Source organism: Pimelobacter simplex, assembly GCF_024662235.1.
GTDB lineage: Bacteria > Actinomycetota > Actinomycetes > Propionibacteriales > Nocardioidaceae > Nocardioides.
The window spans coordinates 2,479,794-2,504,192 of sequence record NZ_CP096276.1; the positions used below are offsets into that span (position 1 = coordinate 2,479,794).

The 24,399-nt window shown below is 67.3% G+C and carries 27 protein-coding genes; 13 read left to right on the top strand and 14 right to left on the bottom strand.

Going from position 1 to position 24,399, the window contains the following annotated elements; genetic code table 11:
- Positions 1-135: 135 nt before the first annotated feature.
- Both istA and istB read left to right on the top strand, forming a co-directional pair.
- On the top strand, positions 136-1,497 hold the full coding sequence (gene istA / locus M0M48_RS12250) for an IS21 family transposase (RefSeq protein ID WP_257751255.1): 1,362 nt from the start codon (positions 136-138) through the stop codon (positions 1,495-1,497).
- Positions 1,494-2,321 carry an IS21-like element helper ATPase IstB gene (istB, locus tag M0M48_RS12255; protein ID WP_257751254.1) on the top strand — a complete coding sequence of 276 codons (828 nt, stop codon included), beginning with the start codon at positions 1,494-1,496 and terminating at the stop codon, positions 2,319-2,321. Before istA ends, istB begins: the two co-directional genes overlap by 4 nt.
- 446 nt (positions 2,322-2,767) lie before the next feature.
- On the opposite strand, the gene M0M48_RS12260 is transcribed toward istB, so the two are convergent.
- Positions 2,768-4,041 (bottom strand): IS3 family transposase gene (locus M0M48_RS12260; protein WP_257751310.1). Its coding sequence is split into 2 segments (ribosomal slippage): positions 2,768-3,693 and positions 3,693-4,041, totalling 1,275 coding nucleotides; the frame shifts between segments, so codons are not numbered across the junction.
- Positions 4,042-4,396: 355 nt separating this feature from the next.
- Between M0M48_RS12260 and M0M48_RS12265 the strand changes: the two genes are divergently transcribed.
- The 6 genes from M0M48_RS12265 (at position 4,397) to M0M48_RS12290 (ending at position 8,436) form a co-directional block, all read left to right on the top strand.
- Entirely contained in the window at positions 4,397-4,642 is a 246-nt protein-coding gene (locus M0M48_RS12265) for a DUF2188 domain-containing protein (protein WP_257751341.1), read from the top strand.
- A 10-nt stretch (positions 4,643-4,652) separates the two neighbouring features.
- Positions 4,653-5,441: a DUF1883 domain-containing protein gene (locus M0M48_RS12270; protein ID WP_257751342.1), complete on the top strand. Its 789-nt coding sequence runs from the start codon at positions 4,653-4,655 to the stop codon at positions 5,439-5,441.
- A 371-nt stretch (positions 5,442-5,812) separates the two neighbouring features.
- A complete protein-coding gene (locus M0M48_RS12275) occupies positions 5,813-6,622 on the top strand; it encodes a hypothetical protein (RefSeq protein WP_257751343.1) in 810 nt (269 codons plus the stop codon).
- Positions 6,623-6,748: 126 nt separating this feature from the next.
- Positions 6,749-7,120, top strand: a complete 372-nt coding sequence (locus M0M48_RS12280) for a TIR domain-containing protein (protein ID WP_257751344.1) — start codon at positions 6,749-6,751, stop codon at positions 7,118-7,120.
- 31 nt (positions 7,121-7,151) lie between these two features.
- Entirely contained in the window at positions 7,152-8,138 is a 987-nt protein-coding gene (locus M0M48_RS12285) for a caspase family protein (RefSeq protein ID WP_257754415.1), read from the top strand.
- Between the two features lie 7 nt (positions 8,139-8,145).
- Positions 8,146-8,436 carry a hypothetical protein gene (locus tag M0M48_RS12290; RefSeq protein WP_257751345.1) on the top strand — a complete coding sequence of 97 codons (291 nt, stop codon included), beginning with the start codon at positions 8,146-8,148 and terminating at the stop codon, positions 8,434-8,436.
- A 371-nt stretch (positions 8,437-8,807) separates the two neighbouring features.
- On the opposite strand, the gene M0M48_RS12295 is transcribed toward M0M48_RS12290, so the two are convergent.
- Together M0M48_RS12295 and M0M48_RS12300 are read right to left on the bottom strand one after the other, a co-directional pair.
- Positions 8,808-9,218 (bottom strand): arsenate-mycothiol transferase ArsC, encoded by a 411-nt coding sequence (locus tag M0M48_RS12295; RefSeq protein WP_257751346.1) that lies wholly within the window; start codon positions 9,216-9,218, stop codon positions 8,808-8,810.
- Positions 9,215-10,681, bottom strand: a complete 1,467-nt coding sequence (locus M0M48_RS12300; protein ID WP_257751347.1) for an FAD-dependent oxidoreductase — start codon at positions 10,679-10,681, stop codon at positions 9,215-9,217. The genes M0M48_RS12295 and M0M48_RS12300 overlap by 4 nt, the downstream gene beginning before the upstream one ends.
- A gap of 45 nt (positions 10,682-10,726) precedes the next feature.
- Between M0M48_RS12300 and M0M48_RS12305 the strand changes: the two genes are divergently transcribed.
- The 4 genes from M0M48_RS12305 to M0M48_RS12320 are packed head-to-tail and all read left to right on the top strand — an operon-like array spanning position 10,727 to position 13,463.
- Positions 10,727-11,404, top strand: coding sequence for an arsenate reductase/protein-tyrosine-phosphatase family protein (locus M0M48_RS12305; RefSeq protein ID WP_257751348.1), 678 nt, complete (start codon positions 10,727-10,729; stop codon positions 11,402-11,404).
- 40 nt (positions 11,405-11,444) lie between these two features.
- Complete coding sequence (locus M0M48_RS12310; RefSeq protein ID WP_257751349.1) at positions 11,445-12,092, top strand: arsenate reductase ArsC; 648 nt, start codon at positions 11,445-11,447, stop codon at positions 12,090-12,092.
- Between the two features lie 30 nt (positions 12,093-12,122).
- The gene (locus M0M48_RS12315) at positions 12,123-12,485 is read left to right on the top strand and encodes an ArsR/SmtB family transcription factor (RefSeq protein WP_257751350.1); all 363 of its coding nucleotides are present in this window, start codon (positions 12,123-12,125) and stop codon (positions 12,483-12,485) included.
- Positions 12,486-12,494: 9 nt separating this feature from the next.
- Entirely contained in the window at positions 12,495-13,463 is a 969-nt protein-coding gene (locus M0M48_RS12320) for an arsenate-mycothiol transferase ArsC (RefSeq protein ID WP_257751351.1), read from the top strand.
- On the opposite strand, the gene M0M48_RS12325 is transcribed toward M0M48_RS12320, so the two are convergent.
- From M0M48_RS12325 to M0M48_RS12365, 9 genes are all read right to left on the bottom strand, one after another.
- Entirely contained in the window at positions 13,413-13,865 is a 453-nt protein-coding gene (locus M0M48_RS12325) for an arsenate-mycothiol transferase ArsC (RefSeq protein WP_257751352.1), read from the bottom strand. The two genes, M0M48_RS12320 and M0M48_RS12325, sit on opposite strands and share 51 nt — an antisense overlap.
- A 4-nt stretch (positions 13,866-13,869) precedes the next feature.
- Positions 13,870-14,979 (bottom strand): ACR3 family arsenite efflux transporter, encoded by a 1,110-nt coding sequence (gene arsB / locus M0M48_RS12330; RefSeq protein WP_257754477.1) that lies wholly within the window; start codon positions 14,977-14,979, stop codon positions 13,870-13,872.
- Between the two features lie 47 nt (positions 14,980-15,026).
- Positions 15,027-15,311, bottom strand: coding sequence for an ArsR/SmtB family transcription factor (locus tag M0M48_RS12335; protein ID WP_257751353.1), 285 nt, complete (start codon positions 15,309-15,311; stop codon positions 15,027-15,029).
- Positions 15,312-15,479: 168 nt separating this feature from the next.
- Positions 15,480-16,271 (bottom strand): winged helix-turn-helix domain-containing protein, encoded by a 792-nt coding sequence (locus M0M48_RS12340; protein ID WP_257751354.1) that lies wholly within the window; start codon positions 16,269-16,271, stop codon positions 15,480-15,482.
- Positions 16,268-16,909, bottom strand: a complete 642-nt coding sequence (gene phoU, locus M0M48_RS12345; protein ID WP_257751355.1) for a phosphate signaling complex protein PhoU — start codon at positions 16,907-16,909, stop codon at positions 16,268-16,270. Before phoU ends, M0M48_RS12340 begins: the two co-directional genes overlap by 4 nt.
- Positions 16,909-17,679, bottom strand: coding sequence for a phosphate ABC transporter ATP-binding protein PstB (gene pstB, locus M0M48_RS12350; protein WP_257754478.1), 771 nt, complete (start codon positions 17,677-17,679; stop codon positions 16,909-16,911). The genes phoU and pstB overlap by 1 nt, the downstream gene beginning before the upstream one ends.
- 188 nt (positions 17,680-17,867) lie before the next feature.
- On the bottom strand, positions 17,868-18,776 hold the full coding sequence (gene pstA, locus M0M48_RS12355; RefSeq protein ID WP_257751356.1) for a phosphate ABC transporter permease PstA: 909 nt from the start codon (positions 18,774-18,776) through the stop codon (positions 17,868-17,870).
- Complete coding sequence (gene pstC, locus M0M48_RS12360; RefSeq protein WP_257751357.1) at positions 18,776-19,732, bottom strand: phosphate ABC transporter permease subunit PstC; 957 nt, start codon at positions 19,730-19,732, stop codon at positions 18,776-18,778. Before pstC ends, pstA begins: the two co-directional genes overlap by 1 nt.
- Before the next feature lie 19 nt (positions 19,733-19,751).
- Positions 19,752-20,702, bottom strand: a complete 951-nt coding sequence (locus M0M48_RS12365) for a PstS family phosphate ABC transporter substrate-binding protein (protein ID WP_257759329.1) — start codon at positions 20,700-20,702, stop codon at positions 19,752-19,754.
- A 209-nt stretch (positions 20,703-20,911) separates the two neighbouring features.
- On the opposite strand from M0M48_RS12365, the gene M0M48_RS12370 reads away from it, so the two are divergent.
- A complete protein-coding gene (locus M0M48_RS12370; protein ID WP_257751358.1) occupies positions 20,912-21,739 on the top strand; it encodes a sulfite exporter TauE/SafE family protein in 828 nt (275 codons plus the stop codon).
- On the opposite strand, the gene M0M48_RS12375 is transcribed toward M0M48_RS12370, so the two are convergent.
- Together M0M48_RS12375 and M0M48_RS12380 are read right to left on the bottom strand one after the other, a co-directional pair.
- Positions 21,724-22,866 (bottom strand): MFS transporter, encoded by a 1,143-nt coding sequence (locus M0M48_RS12375; protein WP_257751359.1) that lies wholly within the window; start codon positions 22,864-22,866, stop codon positions 21,724-21,726. The two genes, M0M48_RS12370 and M0M48_RS12375, sit on opposite strands and share 16 nt — an antisense overlap.
- 130 nt (positions 22,867-22,996) lie before the next feature.
- Positions 22,997-24,340: an NAD(P)-binding domain-containing protein gene (locus M0M48_RS12380; protein WP_257751360.1), complete on the bottom strand. Its 1,344-nt coding sequence runs from the start codon at positions 24,338-24,340 to the stop codon at positions 22,997-22,999.
- Between the last annotated feature and the right edge of the window lie 59 nt (positions 24,341-24,399).

Sequence of the window (24,399 nt, forward strand, 5' to 3'; positions counted from 1 at the left end):
TGGCGCTCAGCTGAATCTCCCCAGTTCTGCTCACTGAAATTCCCCACCCCGTGGCTCCACCAGAAGCGGGTGGGGCTCCTTCGAAGATGGCGGTCTCTGACCACCAGCCATCTCACGAAGGAGCCCTCGCTTCCCATGCTGACACGGGAGGAAGACATCGACGCTCACGCGTTGCGCCGGCAGGGCTGGACGATCTCTGCGATCGCCCGGCACCTGGGCCGGGACCGCAAGACCATCCGCGCCTACCTCGACGGCGAGCGGGTCGCCGGGGAACGGAAGCCCGCCGACGACGACCCGTTCGAGCCGTACCTCGACTACGTCCGCGCACGTCTGACCGAGGACCCGCACCTGTGGGCGGTGACGTTGTTCGACGAGGTCACCGCGCTGGGCTACGACCGGTCGTATCCGACGTTCACCCGCCAGATCCGCACCCGGGATCTGCGGCCGCACTGCGAGCCCTGCAGCGCGACGAAGGGCCGGGCGAACGCGCCGATCGAGCATCCGCCGGGTGAGGAGACCCAGTGGGACTGGCTCGAGCTCCCCAACCCGCCAGCGGCCTGGGGATGGGGCAAGAACGCGCACCTGCTCGTCGGCGCGCTGGCCCACTCCGGCAAGTGGCGCGGCCAACTGGCTCCGACCGAGCAGCAGCCGCACCTGATCGCCGGACTCGACGCCGTCGCCCGCAAGCTGGGTGGACTGACGAAGAAGTGGCGCTTCGACCGGATGACCACGGTGTGCCACCCGGAGTCGGGCAAGGTGACCGCGACGTTCGCCGCGGTGGCCAAGCACTACGGCGTCCAGATCGCGATCTGCCCGCCGCGACGCGGGAACCGCAAGGGCGTGGTCGAGAAGTCCAATCACACCGCCGCGCAACGCTGGTGGCGCACCCTGCCCGACGACGTCACCATCGAGGAAGCCCAAGCCTCCTTGGACCGTTTCTGCGAGCTGCGTGGTGATGCCCGGCTGCGTCCATCCGCCGTCGACGGCCGAGCCAGCGTGCTCACGGTCGCCGAACGCGAACCACTGGCGCCGGTGCCGGCCACGCCGTTCCCCGCCACGATCCGCGAGGACCGGACGGTGTCGGCGCAGGCACTGGTCGCCTGGCGCGGGAACTTCTACTCCGTCCCGCCCGAGCTGGCCCGAGCCCAGGTCGTCGTGTCCCAGCGCCTCGGCGACCCGCACGTCGACATCGCCACCAGCAGCGGGATCGTGATCGCCCGCCACGAGCTCGCACCCGACGGCGCCGGGGTGATGGTCCGCGACCACGGCCACGTGATCGCGCTCGAGCAGCTCGTCCTGGCAGGCCACGACACCTCCCGCCCGCACCGCCGCAAGGAACGCATCCCACCCGGCCCCGCGGCCCTGGCGGCCGCCGACGTCCTGCGCGCTCGCCAGCAACCCGACGACCTCACCGCCACCGCCGCTTCCAGCGACGACGTGGTGATCGACCTGTCCAAGTACGACCGAGCAGCAACCGGAAGGAACACCCTCACATGACCGACTCCCTGACCGTGCCGATGAACGGTACGCAGGCCAGCCTCTACCAGCAGCTGCGCGGCCACCTCGCCGCCTTGAAGCTAACCGCGGCCGCCGAACACCTCCCCGGCGTGCTCGCCCAAGCAGAAGCCGAAGAGTGGTCGATGACCGCGACGCTCGAGCACCTGCTCGCCCGTGAGGTCGAAGCCACCGAAGCCCGCAGGCTCGCCGGCCGACTCCGGTTCGCATCCCTGCCGACCCCGGCCACGTTGGCCGACTTCGACTTCGACGCCGCCCCCGGCGTCGACAAAAAGCTCGTCGAGGAGCTCGCGACCTGCCGCTACCTCGACACCGCGACCAACGTCTTGTTGATCGGACCGCCAGGTGTCGGGAAGACCCATCTCGCCGTCGGGCTCGGCAGGGCTGCGGCCGAAGCCGGCTACCGCACCTACTTCACCACCGCCGCCGACCTTGCCGCCCGCTGCCACCGCGCCGCCATCGAAGGACGCTGGGCCACCACGATGCGGTTCTTCGCCGGCCCCACCCTCCTCGTCATCGACGAGCTCGGCTACCTGCCGCTGCCCGGCGAAGCCGCCTCCGCGCTGTTCCAGGTCGTGTCCCAGCGCTACCTCAAGACCAGCATCGTGCTGACCACCAACCGCGGCGTCGCAGGCTGGGGCGAAGTGCTCGGCGACACCACCGTCGCCGCCGCCATGCTCGACCGGCTGCTGCACCGCTCTGTGGTGCTCAACCTGGACGGCGACTCCTACCGACTCCGCGACCACCACGCCAAGAACGAAGCACTCCGTCACGCCGCGACCGGCACCCGCCGACCGCTACAGTGACACCGCCCAGGGTGGGGAACTTAGATGAGCGACCCTGGGGAATTTCGGCGAGCGCCATCAGCAGCACCGTCCACCTTGCTGACGGCCTCACGCGCGATCCGAATCTGCTCGGCAGTGAGTTTCGTTGCGTCGGCAGGTCCGCGCGACTCGCCCATGCCGGGTGCCTTCTCGTAGGGGGCGTAGCGCTCGCTGAGGATCGCGACCTGTTCCTTGTAGTGCTCCAGGCGTGACTCGAGGCGCCGCTTCACCTCCGCTGTGGCTCGGCGACACTCGTCGTCGTGATAATCCCGCGGGCGCCCCCGTCCGCCACGGCGCTGGATGACCTCATCACACCGTGGGTTGGCGCATTCCGCAGTCTGGACGTCTCTGTCCGATGCCTGATCTAGCCGGGTGACCGTCGCCTCTGACATCGGGCCCTACCCCCGGATCTTGGACACGGGGTGTGATTACGCGGCGGGCTGCAGCGTAGCGGCGTGGCCGGTCTCGTAGGCGATCGGCGACAGGTAGCGACACCACGAATGGCGCCGCCGGGTGTTGTAGCGGGTCAGCCACTTGAAGACCTGGCGACGGCAGGCGAGCTCGTCGGACCAGGTCCGCTCGTCTTGGAGGACCTCCCGCTTCAGCGCGGCGTTGAATGACTCCGCCAACGCGTTGTCGGCCGAGGACCCGACGGCACCCATCGACTGGGTCACGCCGAGCTTCGCGCAGAGCTTGGCGTAGTCCTTCGAGCAGTAGACCGACCCGTGGTCGCTGTGGAAGATCGCCCCGGCCAGTGATCCGCGGGTCGCGGCCGCGGCCTTGAGCGCGTCCTCAACGAGCTCGGTGCGCATGTGATCCGCGATCGCCCAGCCCGCGAGCCGACGGCTGTAGCAGTCGATCACGGTGGCCAGGTACAGGTTGGTGCCGTCTGCGATCGGCAGGTAGGTGATGTCGCCGACGTAGCGCTGGTTCGGCGCCGGGGCGGTGAAGTCCCGCTTGAGTAGATCGGGCACCTTCTGTCCCGATGGCTCGGGGATCGTGGTCCGCACGCGTCGCTTCTTGACGTAGCCGCAGATACCGGCCGCACGCATCACGCGGGCGACGCGCTTGTGGTTGACCCGCTGCTCAGGCGGTGCGCCGTCGTTGAGGTCGGCGGTGATCCGAGGCGCGCCTTGGGTGTTGTCAGCCTCGTGGACCTTGCGGATCCGCTCGACCAGCGCGGCGTCCGCGGCGGCCCGCTCGGCCCGCGCTGGTGCCCCGGCCTTCCACGCGTAGTAGGAGGAGCGCTCGATCTCGACGAGCTCACACAGTCGCTTCACCGTCCAGCCAGGGCGGGAGGTGGCGGAGTTGTCGGCGACGAACTGGAAGCGACTCACCAGCGCGTCTCCCCGGCGAAATACTTGGCCGCCCGCTGGAGGATCTCCCGCTCGGTCGTCAGCTTCGTTGTCTCTGCCCGCAGCGCCGCATTCTCGGCCTCGAGCCGGGCGATCTTCTGCTCCGGCGTCTCATCGGCCGGCCCGGACTGGCTCGACTTCGACGGCGTGGCTTGCAGTGGGCTGGAGGTCAGTGTCCCGTCAGCGGCGGTCTTCTTGCCGGTCCCGTAGACCTCGAGCCAGTGCCGCAGGGTGCCGCGCACGATGCCGAGGTCCTCGGCGATGCCGCGGACTGTGGCGCCCGGGGTGGACTCGTACAAGTCGACGGCCTGACGACGGAACTCCTCGGAGTAGTTCTTCCTGGCCATGGTTCCTGGATCATCTCGCTTCCCCAGCAGATGCTGGATTCAGCGTGTCCAAGAACCGGGGTCAGGCCCCATCCAAGACCTCCAATAAATCGCGCGAAAACAACTTACCGCTTCGCGCAGGTCAGAATGGTGATCGGTGAGAGTCGACACGCCGATCAGTTGGCCTGACGCGCCGCGAAAGGCCAGATCAAATCGCGTGAAAATATTCAAGCGCAAACTGGCGTGCAACGCAGTGCGGGCGCCTGGTCTAGCCACCAGACGCCCGCGGCACGCGAGGTGATCGCATGCGACTTGCACCTGCATCTCATCACCGGACGAGCCAGACCCACAAGATGAGATCCAGCAGGAGAAGACCATGAGCAATAACAACCGCAGGCACGTCGTCCCCAACCAGGATGGCGGCTGGGACGTCCGTGCTCCCGGTGCCCAGCGCTCCAGCGCCCACACCGACACCCAGGCCGACGCTGTACGCCGAGCAGGCGAGATCGTCGGCAACGCCGGCGGCGGCGAGGTCCTGATCCACGGACGCGACGGCCGTATCCGCGACTCCGACACGATCGCGCCGGGCAACGACCCCAATCCTCCGCGCGATAAGAAGTGAGCGCCGGGTCATGCAGCACCTCTACTTCGACCTAAAGCAGCAGACGAAGGGCGCGGTCGCGGTCGTCACCCTCGACAAGCAGGCGAACGTCCGCTTGATGACCGCGAGTGACTACCGCGCACTCAAGGCTGGGCGGCGCTTTTCCTTCCACGGCGGCCGCGCCACCAAGTCGCCCGTCCACCTCCCCATCCCCAACAGCGGCCACTGGTTCGTCGTCGTCGACCTCGGCGGCCTCGCTGGGCGGGTCCGAGCGAGTGTCGCAGTGCAGTCGCCTCCACCCGGCCTGCTGCCCCCGATCCGGGAGCGGAGTCCGATCAGCGACGTCCAAGTTCGTGAACCGGCAGAACCCGACGGCGGCGTCCTGGGTGGGCAGACTTGGGACGTCTTCATCTCCCACGCCAGCGAGGACAAGGAGGCCGTGGCCGTTCCGTTGCGCGACGCTCTTGTCGATCTCGGCGTCAGCGTCTGGCTCGACAAGACCGAGCTCACCGTCGGCGACAGCCTCCGTCGAAAGATCGACCAAGGAATCCGGGCGAGCCGCTTCGGGATCGTGATCCTCTCTGAGCGGTTCTTCGGCAAGGGATGGACCAACCACGAGCTCGACGGCCTGGTCACCCGGACTGTCGCCGGCGAGCAGACCCTCCTGCCCATCTGGCACAACCTAACCGGAGATCAGGTGCGTTCCTACAGTCCGTCGTTGGCCGACAAGGTCGCGTTGAGCACGGACACCGTCTCGATCGAAGACATGGCCGAGCAGATCGCCGCTGTCGTCGGGGGCAGAGAGGAGGACGTGGCGTGACCACCACGCTCGATGGCCAACCATCGGTGGTGGGTCCGGCCTCGCCACCTGCAGGCACCAGGGTGATGCCTGACAGACGTCGTTTCGGCGCAGCTCGCGGCCTGCTGATGCAGCGCGCCGTTGACCTTCGCGACGAGATGCCTCGCGGGCGTCGAAGGGCTGATACGCCCCGATGGCGGTCGTGGGCACAGGTCATGGCCGGGATGTCACTCCTGACCGTTGGGATGGTGACTCTCTATTTCATCGGGCCGTCCTGGAATTGGCTTGGCGCAGTCGCAGCAGTAGTCGGCCCCACGGTGATGTTGCTGGGGGTGGTCGACCTCGCGAGGCGAGGCGCCCACGGGCATCGCCGCTTGGGCCGCCTCCTACGCATGATCAGGGTCATCGGACTCGCACTGACCACTATGCTGATCGCAGTCGAGGTGCTCGCGGCGCTGGCCGCGGTGGTGCTTCTCGGGGCGGCCGTGTTTCGTGGTGAATGGTCGCCCGATGTTGCTCACTACCTGGCCAACGCGCTGTTGCTCGCGGTCATGGCCGGGTGTCTGACGATGATGGTCCGGGTCGCAGATCTGCCGGCGGTCGCTCTCACGCAGGCTGTTTGGTGGCGGGAGCTCTCAACGGCACGACAATTCACGACCATCGCGATCCCGGTCGCGCTGGTCGGCGCGGTCGTTGCACTCGGTGTGAGAGACACCAGGGCGGTCGCGGTCGCCATGGTTGGTCTCACCGCCGTCCTTGTCGGCTGGGCACGCGCCGACCGCGCTGCCACAGACGAAGCCGTACGTCGCCTCGCTGAGGCAGCTGACGCCCTTGCGGCGGCCAGTCGTTCGATGGTCGCGGCCGTCGAAGCAGGAGCGCCCCCAAGTAAGGCAGCGGCCCGCACGGACGCCGTCCTCGAAGCCCTCGAACGCCTCGACCTCGCCTGTCACAGGAACATGCGACGCGGCATACCTGCGGGGACGCGCTACCTGGTTGACGTCGAGCTCCTCATCGTGATTCGGGCCTGCAGGGCTGTACTCGTCGACTCGCCCATCGAGCACTTCGGCTCACCGCTTACGGCCACCGTCGCACGTGAGCTCACCGTTTTTGAGCCCCGATTGCTGGCGCGGGAGCTTCTGATCTTCGCCGGGGATGTCCGACGTCTGGCGACGCTCGCCCCCGATCGGCTGGTGGCCTTGTGAGCTCGCGTTCCGGCCGAACTGTCGGAGCCACCGGCTAACTTCGGCAAGCGCCGCCCGCCGCACAGCAGCAGGTCAGCCGCAGATCATCCATGGCACCAGACCAGTCATCTAGTTAGGAGCACACCCATGGCAGACAAGAAGACCCTTTTCGTTGCGTTCGCGATCGAGGATGAGCGGCAGCGGGACCTTCTAAAGGGACAGACCCTGCACCCGCGCGCTCCGTACGAGTTCATCGACATGTCGGTGAAGGAGCCCTACGACAAGGAGTGGAAGGATCGCGTCCGCACGCGGATCAAGCGCTCTCACGGCGTGATCGTGCTGGTCAGCAAGAACTCGTTGACGTCCAGCGGCCAGAAGTGGGAGATCCAGTGCGCCAAGGAGGAGAAGAAGCCGATCCGAGGAATCTGGGCCTACTCCAACGACCGGACCGCGATCGCTGGCGTCACGACCGTGACCTGGACCGACGCCAACATCGCCGGCTTCATCGACTCCCTCTGACGCGCTCTAGCCTGGAACTCCGGTGACCACCATGCGTAAGGCCCTCATTGTCGGGATTGACCACTACGAGCACATCAACGGACTCAACGGCTGCGTCAACGATGCCTTCTCGGTCAAGACGGCGCTCGAGCGTCACTCCGACGGCACCTTGAACTTCACGACACCGAACCTGATGGTGGCGACCGGCCCGGGCAAGACGATCTGCAAGAAGGACCTCAAGGACGCTGTTCGGGAGGTGTTCGCAGACGATGCTGAGATTGCACTGTTCTACTTCTCCGGTCACGGCCACATCGAGGACACCGGCGGCTTCCTTTGCACCAGCGACTCCGAGGACGGTGATGATGGGCTCTCCCTCAATGAGGTGATGACCATGGCCAACAACTCACCTGCGCGGAACAAGATCATCATCCTCGACAGCTGCCACAGCGGGGCCGCCGGCAACAACGCCATCGCTCAAAACCTGGCCGAGATCTCCGACGGGCTGACGATTCTGACTGCATCAACGGCCAACCAGTACGCCATGGAGAGCAACGGCAGCGGCGTCTTCACCGGGCTCTTCGTCGACGCGCTCAACGGGGCGGCGGCCAACCTGGTCGGAGACATCACGCCCGGAAGCGTCTATGCCCACATCGATCAGTCCCTCGGCCCTTGGGCACAACGCCCGGTATTCAAGACCAACGTCAAGACGTTCGTCTCCCTGCGGCGAGCAGAACCCCCAATCGCCCTTGCTGACCTGCAGGCCCTGACGACCCACTTCCCTACGTCGGACTACGAGTTCGCCCTTGACCCGTCCTACGAGCCCGAGCGATCTGCTGAGCAGCTCGCCGATCCCGCCATGCCGGATCCCGACCCATCCAGAACCGCGGTCTTCCGGACTCTCCAGAACTACGTGAGGGTCAACCTCGTACGACCCGTCGACGCACCTCACATGTGGCACGCAGCGATGGAGAGCAAGTCCTGCGAACTCACCGTTCTGGGGCAGCACTACTGGAACCTCGTTGCCGGCGATCTGATCTGATGTGACCATGGAGGAGACCAACGAGCCGGTACAGCGGCTACGAGATCCCGAACTCCTCGAGAAGCTCGCGGCGGCCGAGCACGAGCGGTGGGCCCACTGGCAGCGCTACCTGCACCAGCAGTGCACTCCAGGCCCCGATGGCTCGCTGACCATCCCCGCCGATCTGGTCCGCCAATGGACCGAACAGATCGACACCCCCTATGCCGACCTCACTCAGGCCGAGAAGGACAGCGACCGCGATCAGGTCGAGCGATACCTACCCCTCATCGAACAAGCACTCGCCAACGAACTGCGGTAGGCCGGTCAATCACGACTGGTGCCGGCGTCGACGGGTGCTCGGACCCTGCCTTCGTGTCCGGACTTTGACGGATCGGCCCGCCTTGGGTCGTCTGATCAAAGTTACACGCATGTAGTTCGTCGAACATCGCTGCAAATCGACAATTGTCGAGATGCAGCGAGTCTTGGCAACTCGAGGTCAAGGTCAGGACCTACCGAGTTGGGCGACTTTGAAGGCGCTTCGTAGTGCCGGCTGCGTCTGGTACGGCGACGATCGTGACGGGGAGTTGTTCGGCGGTCTGTTCACGCGGAACGACAAAGAAGCCCGCCACAGGCGTGGCGGGCTTCTTCGAGATGGGATGTCGAGCAGTCGACGGCGGGCCGTGCAGGGAGTCAGCCGCCCAGCCGTGCAAGGAGTCCAGCGACGCGGTCGTTGATGTGCTCACGCAGGGGCCGGATCGCGGGAGCCTCCCAGCCTTGCGGGTTGGGAAGGTCCCAGGTCTCGTAGCTGACCCCATCGACTTGCGGGATGTCGAGGCCGGGCTTCATCGCGACAACGACCGTCGAAGCCGCGACCATCTCCTCGGTGATCTTGGTGGGGACGTGGCGGGTGTCGTCGATGCCGATCTCGGCGAGGCTGGAGATGGTGCCGGCGCTGGGGGTGTCGGCCGGGTTGAGACCGGCCGAGCGGACGACGACCTGATCGCCGGCTTGGTGACGGGCGAGTGCTGCAGCGAGGGCGGAGCGGCCGGCGTTGTGAGTGCAGACGAACAGCAGGCTGGGCTTGTTGGCGGGTGTTGTCACGAGGGGTTCCTTCCGGCGGTGAGGGCGGCGCGCTCGGCACCGATCTGGTGTTCCTTGACCCAGGCCTGGGTTGCCATCTGGACGGCATCCCAGGGCGAGCCGAGGGGCGGGGTGTAGGCGAGGTCGAGCTCGGTCATTCCGGTCACGGTCATCTCGTGGAACAGCGCGGTGGCGTAGGTGTCGACGCGCTTGGCGATCTCGGCGCCGCGGGTGCCGACGAGCTGGGCACCGAGGAGCCTGCCGGTGGTGGCGTCGCCAGTGACGCGGATCGTGATCGGGGTGGCGCCCGGGTAGTAGGCCTTGTGGTCGTCCGGCGAGGCGGTCGAGGAGACCGGCGTGAATCCAGCCGGGGTGGCTTCGTGCTCGCGAAGGCCGGTGCGGGCGGCAACGAGGTCGAAGATCTTGACGACCTGGGTTCCGAGCGAGCCGGCGTAGCGAGCACTGCCGCCGAGGGCATTCTCGCCGGCGATCCGGCCCTGCTTGTGGGCGGTGGTGCCGAGCGGGATGTAGGTGGTGCCGAGAAGCCGGTGGTGGGTGATGACGCAGTCGCCGGCGGCCCACACGTGCGGGAGTCCGGTGGCCATGGTCTCGTCGACGATGACCGCGCCGCCGGGGCCGGTCTGGGCGCCAGCACGGACGAGGAGGTCGGTGTCGGGGCGTACACCGACGACAACGAGAACGAGGTCGACGTCCCAGGCGAGTGCTTCGCCGTCGTTGGTCTGACCGTCGACATGCAGACCAGCACCCGCCCGCTTGCTGATCCGGGTCACGGTGGCGTTGGTGTGGACGTCGACGCCGTTCTTGACGAGCTCGTCGTGGACGAGAGCACCGAGCTCGGGGTCGACGGTGGGGAGGACCTCGGGGAGCCGCTCGACCTGGGTGACGTGGATGCCGCGGGTTGTGAGCCCTTCGGCCATCTCGAGTCCGACGTAGCCGGCGCCGACGATGAGGGCGGCCTTGGGCTGGATCCGGTCGAGGGAGTCGGTGAGGGCGAAGGTGTCGCCCATGGAATGCAGCAGATGGAGGCCGTCCGCGACACCGAGCGCGTCGGGACCGTCAAGACCGTCGATCGGCGGACGGACCGGTACGGCGCCAGTGCCGACCACCAACTCGTCGTACTCGATGAAGTCGCTGGTCCCGTCTGGGTTGGCGACGCTGATGCGACGGCCTTCGACGTCGATCGAGGTCGCCCTGGTGTTGAGCCTGAGGTTCATGCCAGTTGCTTCGAGATCGGCGCGGGTGCGGTGGGCTAGGTTCGATGAATGCCCCACCTCTCCGGAGATGAAGTAGGGGATGCCGCAGATCGAGAAGTTGGGGTAGGCATCTGCGACGACAACCGTCACCTCGGCGTCGGGGTCGAGTTCACGGGCGCGCAGTGCGGCTGAGATCCCCGCGTCGCTGCCACCGATGGCGACGAGACGCGGGGGCCGCTTCTTCGAAGGTGCGGGAACTAGGTTGCTCACGTCGACATCTTGACCTGCGCCGATCGCTCAGTCAAACTTGAGTCAATGAACAACGAGCGAACACCGGATCTAGATCGTCGCGCTGCCGTCTACGGCGCCCTAAGCGATCCCGCACGCCTACGGATCGTCGACATCCTCTCCCTGGGTGACGCCTCACCATCGGAGTTGATGGGGGTCCTGGGGGCACCGTCCAACCTGCTGGCTCACCACCTGAAGGTCCTGCGCGAAGCAGGACTGATCACCAGCCACCGCTCCCAAGGCGATGGTCGCAAGCAGTACCTGCGGCTGATCGACGACGCACTCGCTCTAGCTGCTCCCGCGACGAGCCAACCCGAGCGCGTCATCTTCGTCTGCACGGCCAACTCCGCGCGATCCCATCTGGCCGCCGCTCTCTGGCGCCGGGCAAGCTCCATTCCGTCAGTCTCGGCCGGCACCCACCCCGCCGACAGCATCGACCCCGGTGCGGTCGATGTCGCCGCGCGGCGTGGTCTGGCGCTGCCTCACACCCGACCACAGCATCTGGATTACATCGCCGGCGGTCATACGCAGAACGATCTGATCGTGACGGTCTGCGACCGGGCACACGAGGAGATCGTTGTGCCCAACCGACTGCATTGGTCCGTCCCGGACCCAGTAGGCGTCGGCACGCCCGCGGCATACGACGCGGCCTATGACGAGCTCGACGCTCGCGTCCAGGGGCTAGTCGCTCGCCTCGCTTCCTGACCGCACCGACCGACCCACACACACACAAGGAGGATCGACGATGAGCACTCAACCGATGATTCCGCTGGACCTGGGGCTCGCCCTTCGGTCGGCGGCTGCGCGGCTGGCCGAGGAGTTCGCCGCCACCTACAACGCCGAGACGATCGAGCGGTATCTGGAGTCCTCGTTCGAGGAGTTTGCGGGACGAGCGACGGTCCCGAACTTCGTGCCGCTCCTGGCTGAACGGTTCGCCCGGCAGCGTCTGCAGGCACTCGCCCGCGCCGACGGCCTGCACGTCGACGGCAAGCCAGTGGTGCTCTTCCTGTGCGTCCACAACGCTGGTCGGTCCCAGATGGCCCTCGGGTTCTTCAACCACTATGCGGGTGACGCCGCGATCGGCTGGTCAGGCGGGTCCGAGCCCGCCGCCGACGTCAGCGCGGTTGTCGTTGACGCCATGGCGGAGCGAGGGATCGATATCTCGACCGAATTTCCGAAGCCCTGGACCGATGAGGTCGTCCGTGCCGCGGACGTCGTGATCACCATGGGCTGCGGCGAGGCCTGCCCGCTCCTTCCCGGCAAGAAGTACGAGGAATGGGCGTTCGAGGACCCAGAGCACTGGGATCTCGACCACGTCCGCACTATCCGGGACGGTATCGAACGACGCGTCCGAGGACTGCTCGCTGAACTCGACGTGCCTGTCCGCACATGAAATCCATCGATCTGCGGCTATGGTTGGGGGGTGCCTGCTCGCCGCCATGCGTCCTTCAAGGCGGAAACCTCCGACGAGGCATCCGCGCTGCCACTCGCGCACGCGCTGCGACCGTCGTTGACCAAGGAGCAGGCCGAGGACACCGCGCAGATGCTGAGCGTGGTGTCGAACCCGACCAGGTTGCAGATCCTCAGCCTCATCCACCACAGCCCGTCCGGGACGGCGCGCGTCGCCGACCTCACTGCGATCCTCGAGCTCAGTCAACCGACGGTCTCGCATCACATGAAAGTCATGCACGGCGCAGGGATCGTGGCACGCGAACCGATCGGCCGCGAGGTTTGGTACTCGATCGTCCCGGCTCGCCTGAACGCGATCGCCGACCTTCTGCGCTGAGGCCGTGCCGTGACCGCGCGGCCTGACCAGCGTGCCGCCCAGGTCGCGGCCATGGCGCACCCGGGACGGGTCCGGCTGCTCAGCGCTGCCCTGGGGAGCGAGACTGGAGAAGCGACCGCCGCGTCCCTGGCCGCCGCGCTCACGGCGCAGACCTCGACGTCACCGGATGGTCTGGTCGTTCAACCGGATCTTGACGTCATGGTCGAGGTCGGTCTCCTCTCGATCCACGGCGATGGACGCTACCGGCCCACCCATGACGCCTTGGTTCGCTTCGGGAGCCTGGCGGCCGGCGCACCGACGGTGATCGGTCAGGTCGGCGATCACGAGCGGATCCTCCAGGCCATCGCTGTCACTCTCGGTCAGCGATTCGCGGGAGTCGTAGCCGCAGAGACGGTGCGTGACTTCGTGTGGGAGAGCTACGACCTGATCGCGAGCCGGGCACGCGTGCGCCAGTTCTTGCCCCAGCTGACGGAGCGCTTCGCCGCCGACCGGCTCGACGCGTTGGCGTCCTTGAACGCGGTCGGTCAGCGAGACCGTGACGACGTTCTGTTCGTGTGCGTCCGCAACGCCGGGCGGTCGCAGATCGCGGCCGCGCTGATGCGTGACCGCGTCGCTCAGTCCGTCAGGGTGCGCGCCGCAGGATCTGTGCCGGGATCTCAACTCGACCCAACTGTCCAACAGGAACTCGCTCGACGCGGTGTCGATGCCCTCACCGAATTCCCGCGGCCACTGACCGACGAGGTCGTTCGCGCCTCGGGAGTTGTGGTGACCATGGGCTGTGGCGATGCGTGCCCGATCGTTCCGGGACGACGCTACGTCGACTGGCCGGTCGATGACCCGATCGGGCGACCGCTGCGTGAGGTGCAGCGGATCGTGGACGAGATCTCAGAACGCGTCGATCAGCTCATCGTCGAGATGGGCGTCAGTTCAGACAGTCGGGCCGAGTACGGACGGCGCAAGCTGGAGGTCCGGGACTAGTTCGGTGAGCATCGTCCGGACGCGGGAGTCGATGTCCGCGATGATGCTCCGCACGGTGGCTTCGTCCTGGCCGCCGGGGTCGGCGACCGGCCAGTCGACGTACTTCACGCCGGGGACGTAAGGGCACTCCTCCCCGCACCCGAGGGTGATGGCCAGGTCGCTGGCAGCGACTGTGTCGCGGGTGAGGACCTTGGGGCGCTCGTGCGAGGTGTCGAGGCCGAGCGCTTCCAGTGCGGCGGCGACCTCGGGGTGGATGTGCTCGCCGGGCTGGGTGCCCGCGGACTCGGCGTGGACGTTGCCTTGAGCGTAGTGCTCGGTGAGTACTCGGCCGATCACTGAGCGTCCGCCGTTGCGGACGCAGGCGAACACGACCTGCGGGACGGACGGAGTGGTTGCGTTCACGGGCTCAGGCTCCTGTCGTGGACGAGGTCGACGAAGAATTCGACGATGAGGTCGTTGAGGAGGTTGAGGTTGCCGGGTCGGCGGCGCGTTCGGGGAAGAAGCGGCGTGCCCAGAGGCTCACGTAGACCAGCCCGACGAGGACGGGCACCTCGATGAGTGGCCCGACGACGCCGGCGAGCGCCTGTCCGGAGGCGACGCCGAAGACGCCGATCGCGACGGCGATGGCGAGCTCGAAGTTGTTTCCTGCTGCGGTGAAGGACACCGCGGTGGCGCGTTGGTAGTCGAATCCGAGGGCCCGGGTCAGCAGCATCGAGCCGCCCCACATCAAGAAGAAGTAGATCAGCAGCGGCAACGCGATGCGGGCGACGTCGAGGGGCTGGTTGGTGATCGTGTCGCCCTGAAGGGCGAACAGGACCACGATCGTGAACAGCAGACCGTAGAGCGCCGCTGGTCCGATCCGTGGCAGGAATGTCGACTCGTACCACTCGCGTCCCTTGGCTCGCTCGCCGAATGTCCGAGTGAGGTACCCGGCGAGGAGGGGGATGCCGAGGAAGATCAGGACGGACTTGGCGATGTCCCACACCGACACGTCGAGCGCGGTCTGGTCGAGGCCGAGCCAGCCGGGGAGCACCTCCAGGTAGAAGTAGCCCAGGAGCGCGAACGCGATGATCTGGAAGACGGAGTTGAGCGCCACGAGGATCGCGGCTGCTTCGCGGTCGCCGCAGGCGAGGTCGTTCCAGATCAGGACCATGGCGATGCACCTGGCGAGTCCAACGATGATCAGTCCGGTCCGGTATTCGGGCAGGTCGGGCAGCATCGTCCAGGCGAGCGCGAACATCAGGGCCGGCCCGAGGATCCAGTTGAGCAGGATCGAGGTGCCGAGCATCCGCCGGTCGCCGGTGACGTGGCCGAGCTCGTTGTAGCGGACCTTGGCCAGGACCGGGTACATCATCACGAGCAGTCCGATGGCGATCGGCAGCGACACCGAGCCGATCTCGACCGCAGCGACGGCGTCATCGAGTCCGGTGAACCAGTTGCCGAGCAGCAACCCGGTGACCATGGCCACGCCGATCCAGACCGGCAGGAAGCGATCCAGGGTGGACAGCCGCTGCATGACCGGATTGCCAACTTCCGTGGCCCGCTGACCGCGCGCGGTGTTGCTCACGACTGCTCCTCCCCACAGGATCCTGGACTCACCGTGAAGAGGCTGCCGAGCGCGGCTATCGCGGAGGGCCGGGCCCTGTAGTAGACCCAGGTGCCGCGCTTCTCGCGGTCCAGCAGACCTGCTTCGTGCAGCACCTTCAAGTGGTGGCTGATCGTCGGCTGCGAGAGGTCGAAGTAGGGAAGGAGATCGCACACGCACGCCTCTCCACCCTCGTGGGAGAGAACCAGCGACAGCAATCGCAACCGGGCCGGCTCAGCGATGGCCTTGAGCAGCGACACCATCCCGGTCGCCTGCTCCGAGCTGATCGGTTGCCGTGCCAGCGGTACGCAACAGGTTAGTGCGTCTGCGACACCAGGCAGGTCTGGAGCCAGCGAACCAGAGATCGACATGAGTGAATGTTGACAGTCGTCGATGTCTTCGTCCAAATCGAGGACCTCGATTGCTCGCCGTCACTGGTGCGAGGGAGAGGTTCTTCTGCCCGCGAGGGCTGATGCGTTGAGTCGGTAGCCGACGCCTCGCACGGTCTCGACGGCGTCCGCGATCCCGAGCGCCGCGAACTTGAGCCGCAGCCGCTTCACGGCTGCGGTGAGAAGGCTCTTCGGATCGGTCGCCCCTTCGGGCCAGGCAACTGAAACCAACGCGTCCTTGGACGCGCACCGGCCGCCGCGACGGACCAACTCGGCGAGGACCCGGAACTCGAGCCGGCTCAGGCCCAGCCCCTTTCCATCGAGCTGGGCGTCGCGCCATTCCGGGACCAGGGAGAGGCGGCCGAAGTCGATGCGGGCCGGGGGCGGCAGTTGAGGCAGCACTTCGGCCAGGGTGCGGACCAGGTCGTGCGCGTCGTAGGGCAGCCCCACAGCCGGCCGGCCGCCGGCCAGCACCGCCGGTCCGATCGCATCGGTCTCCTCCGAGCGATACGCGATCAGGACGGGCAGCGTGGTCTCGCTCTTGATGGCCTCGACGAGCTCCTTGAGGATGTCGGGGCCCAGGTTGGAGCTGGCGACGACCACGGCGGCGGGCTCGTTGCCCAGGTGGGCGAGCGCCCGCCAGGGACTGGCGAAGGTCGCGAACCGGAGGCCGCGGTGGGTGAGGTCGTTCCCGATCCGGTCGGCCTCGGTCTCGTCGGGCTCGATCAGGATCAGGGACTCACGGCCACTGGAGGACTCGGCCCACAGGCGGGCATCAGCCAACGCACGGTGTCGTTGGCTGGGCGGCAGTGCGTCAACGCCGCGGAACTTCATGCGAGCTCTCCCGTGGAGAGGTAGACGACCTGGCGTGCGATGGCGACGGCGTGGTCGGCGAAGCGCTCGTAGAAGCGACCGATCAAGGTGAGGTCGACGGCGGTCTCGACCGCCTCGGTCCGGCTACTGGCGATCACGTCGGCGAGCAGCTCGCGGTGGAGCGCGTCCATGTAGTCGTCCTCGACGTCGAGGCGTCGGGCGAGCTCGGCATCCTCGTTGGCGAACACCTGGTGGGCCTTGTGCAGCAGGGATTCGGCGGCCTTGCCCATCGCGGCGACGGTGTGGCGCATCTGGTCGGGGACGACGTGGTCGGGGTGCCGCCGGCGGGCCTGCTTGGCGATGTTCTTGGCCAGATCACCGGAGCGTTCGAGGTCGCCGACGATGCGCTGTGCGGTCAGCAGCAGGCGCAGGTCGTAGGCGACAGGCTGCTGGCGCATCTGCAGGTCGATGGCGATCGACTCGATCTCGCGGCACAGGGTGTCGGTGGCCTGGTCGCCGGCGATGACTTGTTCTGCTGTCTCGAGGTCGGCCTCGAGGAGCGCCCGGGTCGCCTGGGAGATGGAGCTCTCGACGTTGTCGAACAGCTGGAGGAGCCGGTCGACGACCTTGTCGAGGTCGTTGTGGTACCGATCGCGCATCAGCCGAACCTTCCGGTGATGTAGTCCTCGGTGCGCGAGTCGTTCGGCCTCTCGAAGATCACCTTGGTGCGGTCGAACTCGACCAGGAGCCCGGTCCGGTTGCCGGTGGTCTCGTCAGGGCGTGCGGTGAAGAAGGCGGTGCGGTCCGAGACCCGGGCGGCCTGTTGCATGTTGTGGGTGACGATGATGATCGTGTAGTCGCCGCGCAGCTCCTGCATGAGGTCCTCGATGCGCGAGGTCGCGATCGGGTCGAGCGCCGAGCAGGGCTCGTCCATGAGGATGACGTCGGGCTTGGTGGCGATGGTGCGTGCGATGCACAGGCGCTGCTGCTGCCCGCCGGAGAGGCCGAAGGCGCTCTGCTTGAGCTTGTCCTTGACCTCGTCCCACAGCGCTGCCCCGCGCAGCGCCTCCTCGACGAGGTCGTCCATGCTGTCGACCTTCATCCCGGTCACCCGCGGCCCGTAGGCGATGTTGTCGTAGATCGACTTCGGGAACGGGTTGGGCTTCTGGAAGACCATGCCGATGTGCTGGCGTACGGCGATCGGGTCGACCTTCGGTCCGTAGATGTTCTCCCCGTGATACGTGACCTGACCCTCGACGCGGGCGCTCGGGACGAGATCGTTCATCCGGTTCAAGCAACGCAGCACGGTCGACTTGCCGCAGCCTGAAGGCCCGATCATCGCGGTGATCTCGTTGCGGCCGAAGGCCAGGTTGACGTCGTGCACGGCATGGAAGTCGCCGTAGTAGACGTTGAGTCCCTCGGCTCGCATGACGGGGTCCGGAGGGAGGGCCGGCAGGTCGTCGGAGCGGGCTGCTGCGCTCGCGATCCTCGAGCCCGTCGAGCGCCCGGGGCCGCTCGAGCCTCCGGGGTCGGTGGCGTCGGTCGGGGTGCGGTGGTCGTCTCGACCGTCGTCACCGGTGGAGTAGTAGGCGGGGCGCGGGGTCGTCATGGAGGCTCCTACCAGGAACGCTGGAACTTGTTGCGGATGAAGATGGCGAGGGCGTTCATCGCGAGGATCATCACGAGCAGGACGATGATCGCGGCGGCAGCGGCGACCCGGAACTCTTCCTTCGGGTCGCCGGCCAGGGTGTAGATCTGCATGGGCAGTGCGGTGACGGGGCTGTTGAGCCCGGTCGGGTCGAACAGCACGTTGCCCAGCCCAAGCAGGAGCAGGGGCGCTGCTTCGCCGATAGCTCGCGAAAGGCCGAGGATGGCACCGGTGGAGATCCCGGGGATCGCCGAAGGGAGGGTCTGGCGCCAGGTGGTCTGCCACACCGTCGCCCCCAAGGCGAGGGATCCATGGCGGATCTCGTTGGGTACGGCGCGCACGGCCTCGCGGGTCGTGATGATGATGACCGGCAGCACGAGCAGTGCCAGCGCGATCGCGCCGCCGAGGACCACGCCCTTGTTGGCGTAGCCGAGGATCGCCATGACGCCGACGGCGAGCATGCCGTAGACCACCGAGGGGACCGCGGCGAGATTCTGCAGGGTGACCTCGATCAGCGTGTTGTACCAAGTCTTGGCCTTGGCGAACTCCTCGAGGTACAGCGCGGCCGCGATGCCCAGTGGCACGGCGAGGACGGCGGTGAAGAACATCAGCCAGGCGGTGCCGAGGATGCCGGCACGGAATCCGGTCTCCTCAGGTCGCAGCCGGGACTGGTAGCCGGTGACGAGGTTGGAGTCGAAGCGTGACGATCCTTCGACCGCGGTGTCGACCATGAGCACGATCAGGACCATCACGCCGAAGAACAGCGAGAACCACAGCACGGCCAGGAAGGCGATCGACTTCCAGTCGCGGTCCCGGCTCTTGCCGGTGGCGATCGTCGAAGTGGTGACCGCACGGGCGGTCTGGGCGGCGGCACTCATCAGTACTCCTGCCGGAAGCGGCGGACGATGGCGATGCTGATCCCGTTGATGACCAGGGTAATCAGGAACAGCAGCAGACCGACGGCGAAGAGCATGTTGTACTCGGGCGACCCGACCGGGTTCTCTCCGCGCGCGGTGGTGGCGATGAAGCCGGTCATGGTCTGCGCGGCGTCGAAGGGGTTGAGGGTGAAGCTTTTCCCGTTGCCGGCCGCGGTGGCCACGATCATGGTCTCGCCGACAGCCCGAGAGATGCCCAACACGACGGCGGCCGCGATCCCCGACAGCGCGGCCGGGAAGACCACACGCAAGGTGGTTTGCATCCGGTTGGCGCCCATGGCCAACGAGCCCTGCCGCAGGGCCAGCGGCACCGCGCTCAGCGCGTCCTCCGAGAGTGACGCGATGGTCGGAATGATCATCACGCCCAGCACTAGACCGGCCGAAAGCATGTTGAAGAACCCGACCGGAAGCCCGAACCAGCCCTGCAGGATCACCGGCGTCACGAAGGTCACCGCAAAGAAGCCGTAGACGATCGAGGGGACGCCGGCGAGCAGCTCGACGGTGGGCTTGAGCCATTTGCGGGCACGCTTGGAGGCGTACTCCGAGAGGTACATCGCCGCGGCCAGCCCGATCGGAACGGCGACGACGAGCGCGATCACGGTCGTGACGAGGGTTCCGGTCAGGAGCGGAATCACCGCGGGCTTCGTGGATGAGCCGCTCGGGTCGGTGGTGGAGAAGAAGTCGCTGAACGACACCTGGTCGCCGAAGAACTCGATGACCGGCTGGATCAGGGAGGCGACGATGCCGCCCGTGATTGCAATCGACAGCAGCGCTGACCCGACCAGGACCAGCTTGATGACAGCCTCCCCCGGACGTGACTTCCGGGAGAGGTTGGGGGCGCCGGGCAGGCCCGCCGAGCTGGACGGCGTCGGCGGACCTGCCTGGGTCGATGTGGACATGGCGCGTTGAGCCTTCTGCTCAGCCGCCGATGCCGGCGAGCGCGGCCTTGGTCGAGGTGTAGTCCTCGTCGCTCAGCGGGATGAACTGCGCGGCCTTGGCGATCGACGGGAGGTTGTCGATGTAGAAGTCGACGTACGCCTTGGTGGCCTTGCTGTCGGCGTAGGAGGAGTTCTTGACGTAGATGAACAGCGGCCGGGCCAGCGGCGTGTACGAGCCGTCGCGAGCGGTGTCGGCGGACGGGGCGACGCAGCCGCTGCCGCTGTCGATCTCGAGGGCCTTCAGCTTATCCTGGTTCTCCTCGTAGTAGGAGTAGCCGAAGAACCCGACCGCGCCCTCAGTGCCGGAGATGCCCTGGACGAGGATGTTGTCGTCCTCGGAGGACTCGACGTCGGAGCGCAAGGTCTCGGACTCGTCGGCCACCACGTCGGCAGCCATGTAGTCGTAGGTGCCCGAGTCGGTGCCGGGGATGTAGAAGCTGATCTTCTGGTCCGGGAACGACGGGTCGATCTGGTTCCAGTTGCTGGCCTTCGACTTGGGGCCGAACAGTGCCACGAGCTGGTCGACGGTCAAGCAGTCGACCGCCAGGTCAGGGTGCACGGCCACGGTGAGCGCGTCGGTCGCGACGTGCAGCTCGGTGTAGTCGATGCTCTTGCCCTCGCAGGCCGTCTTCTCCTCGTCCTTGATCGGGCGCGACGCGTCGGAGATGTCGGTCTCGCCGGCGCAGAACTTCTCGAAACCGCCACCGGTGCCGGATTCGGCGACCGAGACCTTCACGCCCGGGTGCTCCTCGTTGACGAGCTCCTGAGCTGCCACGCTCATCGGGTAGACCGTCGAGGAACCGTCAACGGTCACCGAGCCGCTGACATCACCACCCTCGCCACCCTCGGCGCCGCCACCACACGCGGCAAGGGAGAGGGCCAGGGTTGCTGCACCCACGGCTGCCGCGGTGCGCTTCTGATACTTGAGCACGTCACTGTCCTGTCTCGATTCAGGCCGCGATCAAGGCAGCCTGGGGTTGCTTCGGAACAGGAATGATCAAATGCGGTCTATGTAAATGGCGAGTGAACGACGAGCCAATCGACCATGAATGATCGAGCATGATCTATGAATGCACGTGGCTCGTGTCGCCGCGGTTGGATGCCGTTCCAGTGGTCGCGTCAGCCGGGCAGACTGTGGCCGTGACTGCCACCGAGAACGCACCCGAGCGGCTGGTTGCGCACAGGGACTCCCGCTCCTGGCCATTCGCGGCCGGTGCCGCGATCGGCGTACTCGGCGGATTGATCGGATTGGGCGGGGCGGAGTTCCGGCTGCCGTTGCTGATGACATTGTTCGGGTTCGCCGCTCTGCACGCGGTCATCTTGAACAAGGCGATGAGCCTGATCGTCGTGGTCACCGCGCTGCCTGCTCGTGCGTTCGCGGTGTCGTGGGGCGATGTGGCCGATCACTGGTGGATCGTGGCCAACCTGCTCGCCGGGTCACTGGGCGGCGCCTGGGTCGCGGCGGGATGGGCCACCCGGATGCACTCACGCACGCTGCACCGAACCCTCGCCATCCTCCTCGTCCTGATCGCGGTCGTGTTGGCCAGCACCCACCTCGCAGACCTCGGCAGCCTCGACCTTCCGGCCGCGGGTCGCGCGATCGCCGGGGTCGCTGCCGGCGTACTGATCGGGATGGTCGCGGCCTTCATGGGCGTGGCCGGCGGCGAGCTGCTGATCCCCACGATCGTCCTGCTGTTCGGAGTCGACATCCGGCTCGCAGGCAGCCTGTCCCTCCTGGTGTCACTGCCCACGATGCTGGTCGGCTTCGCCCGTTACAGCCGGGACAGCTCGTTCACCGTGCTTGGCGCGAACCTGCGGTTCGTGGCCGTCATGGGCATCGGGTCGGTCGCCGGCGCGGTCGCCGGCGGGTTCTTGCTGCAGTACGTCGCCGGGCCGGCCCTGATCGGAGCCCTGGCGCTGATCCTGCTGGCCTCGTCGATCAAGGTCTGGCGTCATGCCGAATCCTGAGTCACTCGACCGGCCGCCACTGCCAGGCCGGCCGCCGTCAGGCCGAGGCAGCCCAGGATCACGAACAGCGCCGTGTGGCTGCCGGTGGCAGCGGCGATCGCCGAACCGAAGGCGGGCGACAACGCGGCAGCCACGCCGAGAGGCGCGTTGTAGACGCCGTTGAGAGCGGCGTAGCGCTCCGGCCCCCAGTGGTCGCTGACCACGGTGGCGCCGATCAGCGTGAACAGGCCACGAGCAGCGCCAGCGAGAATGGCGATCGCGATCAGCAGGGGGACCGGGCCGGGGATCACCGCGACCGCGCCGACGGCGATGGACAGCACGGTGATCACCAGGGCAGCGCGCAGATTCGGCGCGAGGCGACGGTCGAGCGCCGGGTAGAGAAGACGCCCGAGAACCTGCCCAGCCCCGCTGAGCCCGAGCGCCCAAGCGGCGAGCTGGACGCCCATGCCGCGGTCGAGCAGCAGAGGGACCAGGTGGACGAGCGATGTGTACATGACCAGCGAGGTCAGCGCTCCCGAAGCAGCGACGAGCACGAAGGTGCGGCTGGTCAGGATGCTGCGGTCCGACGAAGACTTCGCGTCGATGCTCGTGGCCGTCGGGTGCCACGGGAGTCGGAGCACCAACGCGTGCACGGGCGCGGTCCCGACCAGCATGACCACCGCGAGGATCAGGTAGGTGCCTCGCCACCCGACCTGCTCGCCGAGCAGGGCCGTCAGCGGCGCGAACACGGTGGAGGAGAACCCTGCAACCAAGGTGAGGGCGGTGATCGCCTGCACTCGCCTGGTCCCGAACCAGTGGGTCAACGCAGCGAACGCCGGCGGGTAGAAGGTCCCGGAACTGGCCGCACCCGCCAGCAGCCATCCGGCAGCGAACACGGGCAGCGCGGGCGCGGTGGCGATGACCGCGACTGCGGCGGTTCCGAGAACGCTCCCTGCAGTCATGACGACGCGTGGTCCGTGGCGCTGCATGACCCGGCCCGCCAGGATGCCGGCGAGGGCGCCGAACAGGCTGCCGATCGAGAAGGCAGCGGTGACCGCGGTCGAAGACCAGCCCGTGTCGTCCGCGATCGCCGGGGCGAGGACGGTGAAGGCGTAGTACAGGACGCCGTATGCGATCGTGACGGTCACGCAGAGCGCGATCAGTACGCCCTGGGCACCACGTACCGGCTCGTCACGTCCGCCCGGACCGGCGGAGGATCCGGTCGCCACTGGCGAGGTGGCGACCGGCTCCTCGTCGGTCGATGCGTCAGGCGCTACGTCAGGCGACAGGACCCCGGCCGATCGAGAGGACCTCCAGCGGTGCTGCGGCGGCCGGCGCCGGCGCGCAGCAACCGCCGCCAGCACTGTCAGGGTCGTCGAAAACCCCGGCGCCACCACACACGCCGGTGTCGGGCAGCACGAGCTCGACCCGTGCGGCCGCCTCGTGGTCACCGGCGATTGCGGCGACGACGCTGCGGACCTGCTCGTAGCCAGTCAGGGCGAGGAACGTCGGCGCACGACCGTAGGACTTCATCCCGACCAGGTACAGGTCCGGCTCCGGCTGGGCGAGGTCCGCGGCGCCGGTGGCCTGGACCGACCCACAGGAGTGGATGTTCGGGTCGATCTCGGCCGCGATGTTCCGCGGCGCCTCCAGCGTCGGGTCGAGGTCCAGGCGCATCTCGGACAGGAACGAAAGGTCCGGTCGGAAGCCGGTCAGCACCACGACGGTGTCCGCGGCCGCGAGCTCGCGGCCATCCTCACCGACCAGGACCGCCTGGCTGTCGGTCCGTCGGATCTCGGCCGTGCGGAAGCCGGTGACGAGCTCGACGACGCCGGACTCGACAGCCTTCTTCGCCCGCTGGCCCAGCGCACCCCGCTCGGGAAGCTGGTCCGCGGCGCCGCCACCGAAGGTGCCCTCGCTGACGACGCGCCGGATCGCCCACGTGATCCGGGTGCCGGGGTTCTTCTCGGCAATCTGGACCAGCTCGTGGATCGCATTGAAGGCAGAGTCGCCCGACCCGACGACCACGACGTGCTGACCGGCGTAACGCATGGGGTCGACACGGTTCGGGACCTGGTAGGTGATCAGGTCCGCGGCCGCGCGCTCACCGAGCGCCGGGACACCGTCAGCTCCGGCCGGGTTCGGCCGACGCCAGGTACCGGAGGCATCGATCACCGCGCGGGCCTCCAGCCGGGACTCGTTGCCCTCGGCGTCGACGACGTGGACGGTGAACGGCTGAGCTGCCCGGTCGGCGTCGACGAGCCGGTCGCGTCCCTTGCGCGACACCGCGGTCACCCTCGCGTCGTACCGCACCTGGTCACCGAGCGCCTTCGCCAAGGGTGCGAGATAGCCGTCGATCCACTTCGCACCTGTGGGGTAGCCCGACGTCGGCGCGGTCCACCCGGTCGGCTCGAGCAACCGAACCGATGCCGGGTCGACCAATTCGGGCCACGCGGAGAACAGCCGCACGTGGCCCCACTCGGCCACCGCCGAAGCCGGCTCCAGACCCGCCTCTAGCACGAGCGCCTCCAGGCCCCGCTCCAGCAGGTGGGCCGCAGCAGCCAGGCCCTGTGGTCCGGCGCCGATCACCACAACCGGAAGCCCAGTGGAAAGGTCGGTCATCACATCTCCTCAACTCGGGATCAATCGCGCATTGACGTTTGTCGATGTGACAACCCTAC